This window comes from Nocardioides litoris (assembly GCF_006346315.1).
GTDB lineage: Bacteria > Actinomycetota > Actinomycetes > Propionibacteriales > Nocardioidaceae > Nocardioides > Nocardioides litoris.
Map to the genome: position 1 here is coordinate 120,012 of NZ_VDMR01000003.1, position 12,727 is coordinate 132,738.

Consider the following 12,727-nt stretch of genomic DNA (forward strand, 5'->3'; position numbering starts at 1 on the left):
GGTCACTCACTCCCTGCGTTCGCATCGGCGAGCGCGTTCACGCCGCCGACGATCTCACTGATCTCTTGGGTGATGCCGGCCTGGCGGGCCTGGTTGGCGATACGGGTGTACTTCTTGATGAGCTCTTCCGCGTTGTCCGTGGCGGACTTCATCGCCTTCTGCCGCGCGGCCAGCTCGGAGGCGGCCGACTGCAGGAAGGCGAAGAACACCCGGCTGCGCACGTACTGCGGCAGGAGCCCGTCGAGCACGGCCTCCGGGGAGGGCTCGAACTCGTAGAGCGGCAGGATGCCGGTCTGCTTCTCGACCACCTCGAGCGGCAGCAGCCGCGTCGCGGTGGGCTCCTGGGTGAGCATCGAGCGGAAGCGCGTGTAGACCACGTGCACCTCGTCGACCCCCACGCCCTCGTGCCCCTCGACCGGCTCGCCCGACTCGGTCAAGAAGGCCGCGATCAGCGCGTCGGCGACCTCGTCGGCCGCGTCGTAGGACGGCTGGTCGGAGAAGCCGGTCCACGCCTGCACCACGGGACGCTGGCGGAACTTGTAGAACGCCACGCCCTTGCGGCCGCAGAGGTAGGTCTGGACCTCCTTGCCCTCCTGCTTCAGCTTCTCGCGGAGGCGGTCGGCCTCCTTGAGCACGCTGGCGGAGTACGCCCCCGCGAGACCGCGGTCGCTGGTCACGACCAGCACCGCGGCCCGGGTCGGGTTCTCGACCTCGGTCGTCAGCGGGTGGTCGACGTTGGAGAACGTCGCCACCGCGGTGACGGCCCGGGTGAGCTCGCGGGCGTACGGAGCGGCGGCCTGGGCCCGCTGCTGCGCCTTGATGATGCGGGACGCAGCGATGAGCTCCATGGCGCGGGTGATCTTCTTGGTCGACTCGACCGACTTGATCCTCGCGCGGTACTCACGCAGCGAAACTGCCATGGCGGCGCTCAGCCCCGCTTCTGCTTGACGACGGTCTCCTGCTCCTCGGAGTCCAGCGCCTCGGCAGCGGGCTCGGAGCCCGGCTCGACCGAGCTGCCGTCCGAGGGCTCGAACTGGCCGAGGAACTCGTCGTAGGCGGACTCCAGGCCGGCCTCGTCCTCGAACTTCGTCGACTCGCGGATCGCGTTGAGGATGCCCTCGTGCGAGCGACGGACGTAGTCGATGAACTCGCGCTCGAAGCGCAGCACGTCGTCGACGGCGATCTTGTCGAGGCGGCCGGTCGTGCCGAGCCACAGCGAGACGGTCATCTCGGGCAGCGGGTACGGCGAGTAGGCGGGCTGCTTGAGCAGGGCCATCAGGCGCTGGCCGCGGTCGAGCTGCTGCCGGGAGGCGGCGTCGAGGTCGGAGGCGAACATCGCGAACGCCTCCATGGCGCGGAACTGCGCCAGGTCGACCTTGAGCGAGCCGGTGACGGCCTTCATCGCCTTGGTCATCGCCGCACCACCCACGCGGGAGACCGACACGCCGACGTCGATCGCGGGCCGCTGGTTGGCCGCGAAGAGGTCGGACTGCAGGAAGATCTGGCCGTCGGTGATCGAGATGACGTTGGTCGGGATGAACGCCGAGACGTCGTTGGCCTTGGTCTCGATGATCGGCAGACCGGTCATCGAGCCCGCGCCGAGGTCGTCGGAGAGCTTGGCGCAGCGCTCGAGCAGCCGGCTGTGCAGGTAGAAGACGTCACCCGGGTAGGCCTCGCGGCCCGGCGGGCGGCGCAGCAGCAGCGAGACCGCGCGGTAGGCCTCGGCCTGCTTGGTCAGGTCGTCGAAGATGATCAGGACGTGCTTGCCGTCGTACATCCACTGCTGGCCGATGGCCGAGCCGGTGTAGGGGGCGAGGTACTTGAAGCCCGCGCTGTCGGAGGCGGGGGCCGCGACGATGGTGGTGTACTCCAGGGCGCCGGCCTCCTCCAGGGCACCGCGCACCGCGGCGATGGTGGAGCCCTTCTGGCCGATGGCGACGTAGATGCAGCGGACCTGCTTGGCCGGGTCGCCGGTCTCCCAGTTCTGCTTCTGGTTGATGATCGTGTCGATCGCGATCGTCGACTTGCCGGTGGCGCGGTCGCCGATGATGAGCTGGCGCTGGCCGCGGCCGATCGGGGTCATCGAGTCGATGGCCTTGATGCCGGTCGCGAGCGGCTCGTGCACGGACTTGCGCTGCATCACCGACGGCGCCTGCAGCTCCAGGGCACGGCGGGCCTCGGAGGCGATGTCGCCCAGGCCGTCGATCGGGGCGCCCAGCGGGTCGACCACCCTGCCGAGGAAGGCGTCACCCACGGGGACCGAGAGGATCTCGCCGGTGCGCCGCACCGTCTGGCCCTCCTCGATCTTGTCGAAGTCGCCGAGCACGACGACGCCGATCTCGCGGGTGTCGAGGTTGAGCGCGAGGCCGAGCGTGCCGTCCTCGAACTCGAGGAGCTCGTTGGCCATGCAGGAGGGCAGGCCGCTGACGCGGGCGATGCCGTCGGCCGTCTGGGCGACGGTGCCGACCTCCTCCTTGCTGGCGGCGTCGGGCTGGTAGTCGGCGACGTACTTCTGCAGCGCGTCCCGGATCTCGTCCGGACGGATCGAGAGCTCCGTCATCATCTGCCTTCTCTCTTGGGTGGAACGTCGTGAGTGGTAAAGGGGTCAGCCGGCGAGCTGGCGTCGGGCGTCGTCGAGCCGGCTGACGACGGTGCCGTCGATGACGTCGTCACCGATCTCGACCCGGATGCCGCCGAGCACCGAGGGGTCGACGAGCAGGTTGAGGTGGACGGGACGGCCGTACTGCGTCGAGAGTACGTCGGCGAGCCGACGCGTCTCGTCCTCGGAGAGCTCGCGGGCGACCCGCACGGTGGCCACGCCCTCGCCGTGGACGCGGGCGATGGTGCGCTGGTAGTCCTCCAGCGCGGCCGAGACCGTGCGGAAGCTGCCGGAGAGCGCCTGGACGGCCAGGGTCACCGTCGAGGGCAGGGCACGCCCCTCGAGCAGGCCGCGGACGAGGCCGGCCTTGTCGGCGTTGGAGCGGGCGGGGTCGGACAGGGCGTCGCGCAGCTCGGGGTTGTCCTTGACCGCACGCGACCAGGCGAACAGCTCATCGGCCAGCCGGGCCCCGTCGGCGTCGGTGGCCTTGACCAGCGCGACGACGCTGAGGTGCTCCAGCGAGTCGGCCAGGTCGCGCGTGGCGGTCCACCTGCGGGACACCGCCGAGGTGAGCACCCCCAGGGCGCCCTCGCCGACCTTGCCACCGAAGACCTGCCCGACCAGGCCCTGCTTGGCCTCGGCCGGGATCGAGCCGTCGGTGGCGAACCGGCGCAGGGTGCCCTCCGCGCGGAGGGTGCCGGCGACGGAGAACAGCTCGTCGGCCAGCCGTGCGTTGGTCTCGCCCGAGCCCAGGTGCTGCTCGAGCTCGTCGGTGAGGGCGTCGAGCGCCTCGGCGGAGGCTCCGCGCAGGTCCATCGTCTACCCCTTCTTCTCGCGCTAGTTCTGAGCCGGCGTGCCGGCCTCGAGGTCGGCCAGGAAGCGCTCGACGACCCGGCTCTGGCGGGCGTCGTCGTCGAGGCTCTCCCCCACGATGCGACCGGCCAGCGTGGTGGCGAGGGTGCCGACCTCGGCCCGCAGGGAGGTGACCGCCTGCTGGCGCTCGGCCTCGATCTGCGTCTTGCCGTGCTCGACGATCCGCGCCGCCTCGGTCTGGGCCTGCTCACGCATCTCGGCGATGATCGTGGCCCCCTGCTCGCGCGCCTCCTCGCGGATGCGCGCGGCCTCGTGCCGGGCGTCGGCGAGCTGCTGCTCGAGCTCGGCGAGCTTGGCGTCGGCCTCGGCCTGCTTGGTCTCGGCCGCGGCCAGGCCACCCTCGATCGCCTTGGTGCGCGCGTTGTAGGTCGCCTCGAAGTTCGGGACGACGTACTTCTTCACGCCGAACAGCAAGATGCCGAAGACGATCAGGGCGAGCGGGATCTCGATCAGGTGCGGGAGCAGCGGGTTGAGCTCCTCGCCCGCGGCCGCCATCACCTGCGTCTGAGCGGTGAGTGCGTCCATGGTCGTCAGAGCACGAAGGCGAGGGCGATACCGATGATCGCCAGCGCCTCGGCGAGCGCGAAGCCGAGGATCGCGATCGACTGCAGGCGGCCCTGGGCCTCCGGCTGGCGCGCGACGCCGCTGATGTAGGCCGCGAAGATGAGGCCGATGCCGACGCCCGGGCCGATGGCCGCGAGGCCGTAGCCGATCATGTTGAGGCTACCCAGGTCGGCGAGAGTGCCTTCGATGGCCATGGGGAGGAACATCAGGTTTCCCTTTCGGTGGTGGAACTGCGGTGGTGTATCAGAGGTGGTGCGGGTCGTGCGGCGCCGAGGCCCTGACGGGTCAGTGCTCGTCGGCGAGCGCGCTGCCGATGTACATCGCGGTCAGCAGCACGAAGACGTAGGCCTGCAGGAACTGGATCAGCAGCTCCAGGAAGGCGACGAGGATGAAGAGGATCCAGGCCAGCACGCCCACCGCGGCGTAGGCGCCGCCCATCTCGAGGACGAGGTACTCGCCGCCGAGCGCGAAGAGGATGAGCAGCAGGTGGCCGGCGAACATGTTGGCGAACAGACGCAGCGCCAGCGTGACCGGGCGGACCAAGATGTTGGAGAGGAACTCCAGCGGGACCAGGAGCAGCAGGATCGGGCCCTTGACGCCGTGCGGGACCGACTGGTGCTTGAAGTAGCCCACGAAGCCGTGGCGCTGGATGCCGACCGCGTTGTAGACGATCCAGGTCAGCGCCGCGAGGGCGTAGACCATGCCCGAGCGGGAGAAGGTCGGGAACTGGATGACCGGGATGGTGGCCATCAGGTTGTTGAACAGCACGAAGAAGAACAGCGCGAACAGGTAGGGCACGAAGCGCTGGAAGTCGCGGCTGCCGATGATGTCGCGGCCCAGGGAGTTGCGGACGAAGCCGTAGGCCTCCTCGCCCACGAACTGCAGCTTGCCGGGGACCATCGCCTGCTTGCGCGAGGCGGCGAAGAACAGACCGAAGACGAGGAGGGCCACGAGGACCAGCTGGATCATCGGCTTGGTGACGCCGATCTCGAAGGTCTGGCCGAAGGCGTCGAAGGAGCCAAGGCTGCCGCCGATGGGCGGGAGGTCGAACTCAGCGGGGCCGGGCGGGGTGAATCCCCCTTCTTCACCGCTGGCGGCGCGAAGGATCATCTCGTGCACTCCTGGTTCTCGGCTACGTCTCGTCGGTGGGCGCCCGGAAGCGCGCGAAAGTCTGGAAGATCGCCAAACCGGCGCCGGTCAGGATGCCGATCACGACCATGAAGCTGGTGCCCCACCAGAGGTCGAGCAGGAACCCGACCGCGCCGTAGAGCAGCACTCCCGCGACGAGGTAGCCGAAGGCGAGCCACGGGTCGCCGGTCGGCGTCCCTGCCGGAGCGTCGTCGGGCTGACTCATCGCGTGCCGGACGATAGCAGTGACCGCCGGTCATCGTTCACTCGCCGTCGCGCGGGGGGACGGGAGGTCGTAGAGGGGCACGCGGGCCCGCGTGGCGTGCACGAGCAGGCACACCGTCCAGGCCAGCGCGACGCCGATGACGCCGGCGGCGAACCACTCCGGGGACAGCGTCCCGGCGAGGTCGTCGCTGCCCCGCAGGACGACCAGCAGGGCGGCCAGGGCGACCATCTGCAGGGTGTAGGTGAGCAGCGCGACGACCATCGAGGCCTGCGGCAGCAGGCCCGCGACCATGTCGACGACGGCGAAGCCGGTGGCCAGCACGAGCAGCGTCACCCCCGCGCCGACGAGGGCACCGACGAGGGCAGTCGAGCCGCCGAGCAGCAGGCCGAGCAGGGCCACGACCAAGGCCACCGCGACGGCTGCGAGCACCGCCAGGCCGAGCGCGGCCACGCCGTAGGGGCGGGTGCGTCGATCGGCGGAGGGGGCTTCGGTCGTCATCGTCGGCGGCCGTCCTGTGCGGGGTCGGTGCTCGGGGAGGACCCCTCTCAGGAGCCCTTCAGGTGCTTGTGAATGCTATCACAAAGTCTCGTCGGCCAGCACCCGGGGCTTGCGCAGCACCGGCAGCACGAACGTCAGCAGGAGCGTGACGGCGAACCCGAGGCCGATCGCGACCAGCACGACCGGCCCGGTGCGCAGGCTCGCCAGCACCGTGGAGAAGGCGATGAGCCCGGCCCAGGCCCACATGATGAGGACCGCACGACGGTGGGAGTGGCCGATCTCGAGCAGCCGGTGGTGCAGGTGCTGCTTGTCCGGTGCGAACGGCGACCGGCCGGCCCGGGTGCGGCGCACGACGGCGAGGACGAGGTCGGCCAGCGGCACGATGAGGATCAGGATCGGCAGGGCCACCGGCAGGAGCATCGGGAGGAAGCTGGCCCGCGCGCCGTCGGACCCGAGCGCGATGTCCTCGGCGCTGAACTGGGTCGTCACGGTGATGGCCGAGGCCGAGAGGACCAGGCCGATGAGCATCGACCCGCTGTCACCCATGAACAGCCGCGCGGGGTGGAAGTTGTGCACCAGGAAGCCGCCGCACACGCCCGCCAGCGCCGCCGAGAGCAGCGCGCCGGAGGTGGCGAGGGTGACGCCGTTGGCCGCGCTCAGCTCGTAGCAGTAGACGAAGAAGGCGAGGGCGGCGATGCCGACGACGCCAGCGGCCAGGCCGTCGAGGCCGTCGACAAAGTTCACCGCGTTGACGGTGGCGACCACGATGATCGCGGTCAGGATCGCGCCCTGGGCGGGGTCGAGCACGAACTGCTCGGAGTCGGTCTGGAAGAAGAAGCGGAACTGGACGCCGGAGTAGACCAGCAGCCCGACCGCCATGACCTGGCCGCCGAACTTGGTCAGCGCGTCGAGGTCGAAGATGTCGTCGAGGATGCCGACGCCGCAGATCAACGCCCCGGCGAGGATCACCGCACGGGCGTCGGAGAACGTGAAGGCGCCGCTGTTGGACAGGAACGGCAGCTCCCGCGCCACGAGGTAGGCCGCGACCAGCCCGCCCAGCATGGCGATGCCGCCGAGGTAGGGGATCGGCTCGTCGTGCACGTCGCGGTCGCGCACCTGCGCGACCGCGCCGGTGCGCACCGCGATCTCGCGGGCGATGACCGTCAGCAGGAAGGTGACGGTGCCGGCGACGAGGAAGACGACGAGGTACTCACGCATCGGCACCGCTGTCGGGGGTCTCGCGCTTGGCCAGGCTCGGCGGTCCGGCGTCCTCCGAACCGCCGGCGCCAACGACGCCATCGGAACCGTCGGCGCCGTCGGCGCCGTCGGTGATGGTGGCGCCGAGCGGCTCGAGGACCTCGTTGAGCTGCTCGATGCTGAGGGCACCGACGCGCAGCACCCGGCCCTGCGGGCCGGTGGCGTCGACGATCGTGGAGGCCTCGCCCCCCGGCGACTCCCCCGCGTCGACGATGACCGCGACCGCCTCGCCCAGCATCTCCTCGGCCTGGTCGGCGTCGGTGGCGGCGGGCGAGCCGGTCAGGTTGGCCGAGCTGACGGCCAGCGGGCCGGTGCGCTCCAGCACCTCGAGGGCGACGTCGTGGTCGGGCATGCGCACCGCGACCGTGCCGCGGGTGTCGCCGAGGTCCCACATCAAGGAGGTCTGCTGCTTGCAGACCAGCGTGAGCGGGCCGGGCCAGAACGCGTCGACCAGCTCGCGGGCCCACCCCGGCACGTTGCGGGCCAGGGCGTCGAGGGTGGTGGCGTTGCTGACCAGGACCGGCGGCGGCATCTCGCGGCCCCGGCCCTTGGCCTCGAGCAGGTCGGCCACCGCGTCGGGGTCGAAGGCGTCGGCGGCGATGCCGTAGACGGTGTCGGTGGGCAGCACGACGAGGTCTCCGCGCTGCACCGCCACCGTCGCGGCCTGGACCGCCGCCTCCCGCTCCTCGTCGGTCGTCGTCGGGTAGCGCTCGGACGTCACCCGGTCATCCTGCCAGCACACGTCGGGCCGTGGTGAACCGTGGCCGACCGGCGAGGTCGCGGTGGTCACGGACGTCGCTCCACCCGCCCGCCGCCACGAACGCGGCCGGCGCCGACTCCCCCTGGACGTCGGCGTGCTCGACCCCCACCACGCCACCGGGGCGCAGCAGGGCGCGGGCGCGGACGGCGATGAGCCGGATCGCGTCGAGGCCGTCGTCGCCGGAGAACAACGCCAGGTGCGGGTCGTGGTCGCGGGCCTCCGGGGCAACGGACTCCCACGCCTCCAGGGGGACGTACGGCGGGTTGGAGACGACCACGTCGACGGTGCCGAGCAGGTCGTCGAACGCGTCGGCCAGCGAGCCCGCCCGCAGGTCGACCCCCGTGCCGGCCAGGTTGCGCTCGGCCCAGGCCAGCGCCCCCTCGTCGAGCTCGACCGCGTGCACCCGGGCGTGCGGCACCTCGTCGGCCACCGCCTTGGCGATCGCTCCGGAGCCGGTGCACAGGTCCACCACGACGGGCGCGGCCAGGGGCCCGGCCTGTTCGACGGCCCACCCGGCCAGCAGCTCGGTCTCCGGCCGCGGCACGAACACCCCCGGGCCGACGGCCAGGTCGACGTGGCGGAACCCCGCGACCCCGGTCAGGTGCTGCAGGGGCTCGCGGGCGGCCCGGCGGGCCAGCAGCGCGTCGTACGCCGCGAGGTGGCGCTCGCCCACCTCGTCGAGCAGCGGGAGGCGGCCGCGGGGCACGCCGACCACGTGGGCCAGCAGCTCGGCGGCGTCGTGCTGCGGGCTGGCGACGCCGGCGGCCTCGAGCCGCGCCGCTGCGGCGGCGAGCAGCGCGCGGGGCCTCACGACTGCTCGAGGGCGGCGAGCCGCTCGGCGAGGTCGGCCTCGACGCAGGAGTCGAGGACCGGCTGCAGGTCGCCGTCGAGCACCTGGTCGAGGTTGTAGGACTTGTAGCCGGTGCGGTGGTCGGAGATCCGGTTCTCCGGGTAGTTGTAGGTGCGGATGCGCTCGGAGCGGTCGACGGTGCGCACCTGGCTGCGCCGGGCCTCTCCGGCGGCGGCGTCGGCCTCCTCCTGGGCGGCCGCGAGCAGCCGGGCCCGGAGGATGCGCAGGGCCTGCTCCTTGTTCTGCAGCTGGCTCTTCTCGTTCTGGCAGCTGACCACGATGCCCGTGGGCAGGTGGGTGATGCGGACCGCGGAGTCGGTGGTGTTGACGCTCTGGCCGCCCGGGCCGCTGCTGCGGAAGACGTCGACGCGCAGGTCGTTGTCGTGGATCTCCACGTCGACCTGTTCGGCCTCCGGCAGCACCAGCACGCCCGCGGCGCTGGTGTGCACGCGGCCCTGGGACTCGGTGACCGGCACCCGCTGGACGCGGTGCACGCCGCCCTCGAACTTCAGCAGCCCGTACGGCGCCTGGCCCGGCTCGACCTGGCCCTTGGCCTTGACCGCCACGGTCACCGACTTGTAGCCACCGAGGTCGGACTCGGTGGCGTCGAGGACCTCGACGGACCAGCCGCGCCGCTCGGCGTACCGGGTGTACATGCGGAGGAGGTCGCCGGCGAAGAGTGCCGACTCCTCGCCGCCCTCGCCCGACTTCACCTCGAGCAGGGTGTCGTTCCCGTCGGCCGGGTCGCGCGGGACCAGGAGGCGGCGCAGCCGTTCCTCGGCCCCGGGCAGCCGGGCCTCGATCGCGGCCGCCTCCTCGGCGAACGCGGGGTCCTCCCCCGCCAGCTCCCGGGCCGCGCCGAGGTCGTCGCCGAGGGTCGTCCAGTCACGCCAGGCGGCGATGATCGCGCTCAGCTCGGCGTACCGGCGGTTGAGCTGCTTGGCCAGGCGGGCGTCCGCGTGGGTCTCGGGCTCGGCGAGCCGGCCCTCGAGCTCGCGGTGCTCGTCGAGCAGCCCCTCGACAGCCTCGAACACGGGACTCCTCCTCGGGGGATCGGTGGGGCGGCGGGAAAAGAAGACGCCGACCCCCGCGGACGGGGGTCGGCGCTCGGCAGGGCGACTACTTGGAGTCGGCGGCCTTCTTCTTGTACCGGGCCTCGAAGCGGGCGACGCGACCGCCGGTGTCGAGGATCTTCTGCTTGCCCGTGTAGAACGGGTGGCACTGGGAGCACACGTCGGACCGGATGGTGCCGGAGGTGACGGTGCTGCGGGTGGTGAACGTCGCCCCGCAGGTGCAGCGGACCTCGGTGGTGACGTAGTCGGGGTGGATGTCGTTCTTCATGGTGTCCTCTCACGATGTCCCGGGTCGTGGCACGGCGCGCCACGTGAACCGGGACCGACTGACGATCGTAGGAACACCGGAGGTGTCCGGACAATTCCTGGGGTCTTGGGTGGCTGGTGTGGCGGCCGCGCGCGTAGTCGATCGGGTCTCCGCGTCAAGGACCGCGAAGCGGCCGCGAAGCGGCACCGCCGGCGTCCTTGACGCCGAGACGCGGCCTGCCACGCGCGCGGCCACCCGACCCCACCCACCAACACCGACCACGCCGGCCCGCAGGCCGGCTCAACGCGCGAGCAGCGCCTCGACCCGTGCCGCCAGCTCGCGGGGTGAGAACGGCTTGGTGATGTAGTCGTCAGCGCCGGAGTCGAGGCCGGTGGCGACGTCGGCCTGCTGGGCACGCGCGGTGAGCAGGATGACGGGCAGGTCACGCAGGGCGTCGTCCTCGCGGATGAGCCGGATCGCGTCGAGGCCGGAGACGCCCGGCATCATCACGTCGAGCACGCACAGGTCGGGGCGCTCGGCCCGGCAGGCCTCGAGGGCCGCCGCGCCGTCACCGACGACGGTGACGTCGTGGCCCAGGCTGCTCAGCTTGAACTCGACGAGCTCGCGGATGTCGATGTCGTCGTCCGCGACGACGATGCGGGCCACCTCAGGCCTTCCTGCTCAGCAGCTCGATGTTGCTCTGGGTGCCGCGGACCCGGTCGAGCACGGTCGTCAGGGCCTTGGCGGGGGCGAGGTCGGCGACCGAGGAGCGGAGGCGGGCGAGCACCTCGCGCTCCCCCTCGCCCAGCAGCAGCTCCTCGCGGCGGGTGCCCGAGCGACCGAGGTCGACGGCCGGCCACAGGCTCTGGGCAGCCAGGTCGCCGTCGAGGTGGACGACGTGGTTGGCCGTGCCCTGCAGCGCCTCGAGGAACGCCTCGTCGGTCGGGAAGCCGGTGTCGGCCTGGGCCGTGGCGAGGATGGTGAGCGAGCCGCCGTTCTCGACGTTGCGGGCGGCCCCGAAGAACCGCTTGGGCGGGTGCAGCGCGGCCGGCTCGAGGCCACCCGTGCCGAGGGCCCGGCCCGAGGCCGCCACCGTCTGGTGGTAGGCGCGGCCGAGGCGGGTCAGGCCGTCGAGCAGCACGACGACGTCGTGACCCAGCTCGACGAGCCGGCGGGCCCGCTCGATGGCCAGCTCGGCCACGGTGACGTGGTCGGCCGGCGGACGGTCGAAGGTGGAGGCGATCACCTCGCCCTTGACGGAGCGCTCGAACTCGGTGACCTCCTCGGGGCGCTCGTCGACGAGGACGACCATGAGGTGGCAGTCGGCGTGGTTGGCCGAGATCGACGCCGCCACCGAGCGCAGGAGCGTCGTCTTGCCGGCGTCGGCGGGGGCGAGCACCAGGCCGCGCTGGCCCTTGCCGAGCGGGGCGGCGAGGTCGACCACGCGGCCCAGCACGTCGCCCGCGCCGGTCTCCAGGCGCAGGCGCTCGGAGGGGAATAGCGGGGTGAGCTTGGTGAAGTCGGCCCGGGTCTTGGCCGTCTCGGGGTCCTGCCCGTTGACGCTGTCGATGCGGACCATCGGGTTGAACTTCTCGCGTCGCTCGCCCTCGCGAGGGTGGCGCACCTGGCCCACCAGCGCGTCACCGCGGCGCAGGCCGAAGCGGCGGACCATCGACAGCGACAGGTAGACGTCGTCGGGCCCGGGCAGGTAGCCGCTGGTGCGCACGAAGGCGTAGTTGTCGAGGACGTCGAGGATGCCGGCCGCCGGCACGACGACGTCGTCCTCGAGGATCGTGGTGTCGGGCTCGTGGCGCTGGCCCTGGCCGCCGTGGCCGCCCTGTTGGCCGCCACCCTGCTGGCCGCCCTGCTGGCCGCCGCCGTGCTGGCCGCTGCCCTGCTGGCTGCCCTGGGACTGGCCCCCCTGCTGCTGACCGCCCTGCTGGCCGCTGCCCGGGCCCTGCTGCCCGCCGGCCCGGTTGCGGTCGCGGCCGCGGCGACGCCGGTTGCGACCGGTGCGGCCCTCCCCGTCGTCCTGACCGCCGTCGTCCTGGCCGCGGTCGCCGTGGTCGGGCTGGTCCTGCCGGGGCTGGTCCTGGGCGCCCTGGTCCTGCTTGCCCTGCTGGGGCTGGTCCTGCTTGCCCTGCCGGGGCTGGTCCTGGGCGCCCTGGTCCTGCGTGCCCTCCTGGGGCTGGTCCTGCTTGCCCTGCTTCGGCCGGTCCCGCTTGACCCGCTCCTGCTTCTCCTGGCCCTGCGCGGGCTGCTCCTGGCTGGGCTGCTCCTGGCTGGGCTGCTCCTGGCTGGGCTGCTCCTGGGTGGGCGGGTCCTGCTTCGGACGGTCCCGCCGGGGACGGTCCTGGGTGGGCTGCTCCGTGGTGGCCTCGTCGAGGGTCGGCTGGTCGGGGTCGCGGCGGGGGCGCCCGCGCTGCGCCTCCTCACGCGGGGGGCGGTCCGCCGACGGGGACGACCCGGCCTGGGCCGACTTGATCGCCTCGACGAGCTGCGCCTTCTTCATCGACCCGGCGCCGGCGATGCCCATGCCGCCCGCCATCGCCTTGAGGTCAGCGAGCAGCATGCCGTTCAACCCGCCCGGACGCTTCCTGGGCTTGTCCGGCTGGGCGGACTGGTCGGGCTCGGTCGTCTCCGTCACGTGGC

At 72.1% G+C, this 12,727-nt stretch carries 15 protein-coding genes; all 15 read right to left on the reverse strand.

The features are described 5' to 3' along the window. Window positions 1–2: 2 nt before the first annotated feature. Window positions 3–920, reverse strand: coding sequence for a F0F1 ATP synthase subunit gamma (locus FJQ57_RS12765; protein WP_139980853.1), 918 nt, complete (start codon window positions 918–920; stop codon window positions 3–5). An 8-nt stretch (window positions 921–928) separates the two neighbouring features. Then, window positions 929–2,560, reverse strand: coding sequence for a F0F1 ATP synthase subunit alpha (atpA, locus tag FJQ57_RS12770; RefSeq protein ID WP_139980855.1), 1,632 nt, complete (start codon window positions 2,558–2,560; stop codon window positions 929–931). Between the two features lie 45 nt (window positions 2,561–2,605). Continuing rightward, window positions 2,606–3,415, reverse strand: a complete 810-nt coding sequence (locus tag FJQ57_RS12775) for a F0F1 ATP synthase subunit delta (RefSeq protein ID WP_139980857.1) — start codon at window positions 3,413–3,415, stop codon at window positions 2,606–2,608. Window positions 3,416–3,436: 21 nt separating this feature from the next. After that, window positions 3,437–3,997: a F0F1 ATP synthase subunit B gene (locus FJQ57_RS12780; protein ID WP_139980859.1), complete on the reverse strand. Its 561-nt coding sequence runs from the start codon at window positions 3,995–3,997 to the stop codon at window positions 3,437–3,439. Between the two features lie 5 nt (window positions 3,998–4,002). Then, window positions 4,003–4,242: an ATP synthase F0 subunit C gene (gene atpE / locus FJQ57_RS12785; RefSeq protein ID WP_425465422.1), complete on the reverse strand. Its 240-nt coding sequence runs from the start codon at window positions 4,240–4,242 to the stop codon at window positions 4,003–4,005. A 79-nt stretch (window positions 4,243–4,321) separates the two neighbouring features. Next, entirely contained in the window at window positions 4,322–5,146 is an 825-nt protein-coding gene (atpB, locus tag FJQ57_RS12790; protein ID WP_139980860.1) for a F0F1 ATP synthase subunit A, read from the reverse strand. A gap of 22 nt (window positions 5,147–5,168) precedes the next feature. Further along, window positions 5,169–5,390, reverse strand: a complete 222-nt coding sequence (locus FJQ57_RS12795; RefSeq protein ID WP_139980862.1) for a hypothetical protein — start codon at window positions 5,388–5,390, stop codon at window positions 5,169–5,171. Window positions 5,391–5,420: 30 nt separating this feature from the next. Then, on the reverse strand, window positions 5,421–5,888 hold the full coding sequence (locus FJQ57_RS12800; RefSeq protein ID WP_139980864.1) for a hypothetical protein: 468 nt from the start codon (window positions 5,886–5,888) through the stop codon (window positions 5,421–5,423). A 78-nt stretch (window positions 5,889–5,966) separates the two neighbouring features. Then, entirely contained in the window at window positions 5,967–7,106 is a 1,140-nt protein-coding gene (locus FJQ57_RS12805; protein ID WP_139980866.1) for an MraY family glycosyltransferase, read from the reverse strand. Further along, window positions 7,099–7,866 (reverse strand): L-threonylcarbamoyladenylate synthase, encoded by a 768-nt coding sequence (locus FJQ57_RS12810; protein ID WP_139980868.1) that lies wholly within the window; start codon window positions 7,864–7,866, stop codon window positions 7,099–7,101. Before FJQ57_RS12810 ends, FJQ57_RS12805 begins: the two co-directional genes overlap by 8 nt. 4 nt (window positions 7,867–7,870) lie before the next feature. After that, the gene (gene prmC, locus FJQ57_RS12815) at window positions 7,871–8,716 is read right to left on the reverse strand and encodes a peptide chain release factor N(5)-glutamine methyltransferase (protein ID WP_139980870.1); all 846 of its coding nucleotides are present in this window, start codon (window positions 8,714–8,716) and stop codon (window positions 7,871–7,873) included. Then, window positions 8,713–9,789, reverse strand: a complete 1,077-nt coding sequence (gene prfA / locus FJQ57_RS12820) for a peptide chain release factor 1 (protein ID WP_139980872.1) — start codon at window positions 9,787–9,789, stop codon at window positions 8,713–8,715. Before prfA ends, prmC begins: the two co-directional genes overlap by 4 nt. Window positions 9,790–9,874: 85 nt before the next feature. Beyond that, entirely contained in the window at window positions 9,875–10,096 is a 222-nt protein-coding gene (gene rpmE, locus FJQ57_RS12825; protein WP_139980874.1) for a 50S ribosomal protein L31, read from the reverse strand. A 279-nt stretch (window positions 10,097–10,375) separates the two neighbouring features. Next, window positions 10,376–10,741, reverse strand: a complete 366-nt coding sequence (locus FJQ57_RS12830) for a response regulator transcription factor (protein WP_139980876.1) — start codon at window positions 10,739–10,741, stop codon at window positions 10,376–10,378. A gap of 1 nt (window position 10,742) precedes the next feature. Then, on the reverse strand, window positions 10,743–12,722 hold the full coding sequence (rho, locus tag FJQ57_RS12835) for a transcription termination factor Rho (protein ID WP_139980878.1): 1,980 nt from the start codon (window positions 12,720–12,722) through the stop codon (window positions 10,743–10,745). Window positions 12,723–12,727: the final 5 nt, after the last annotated feature.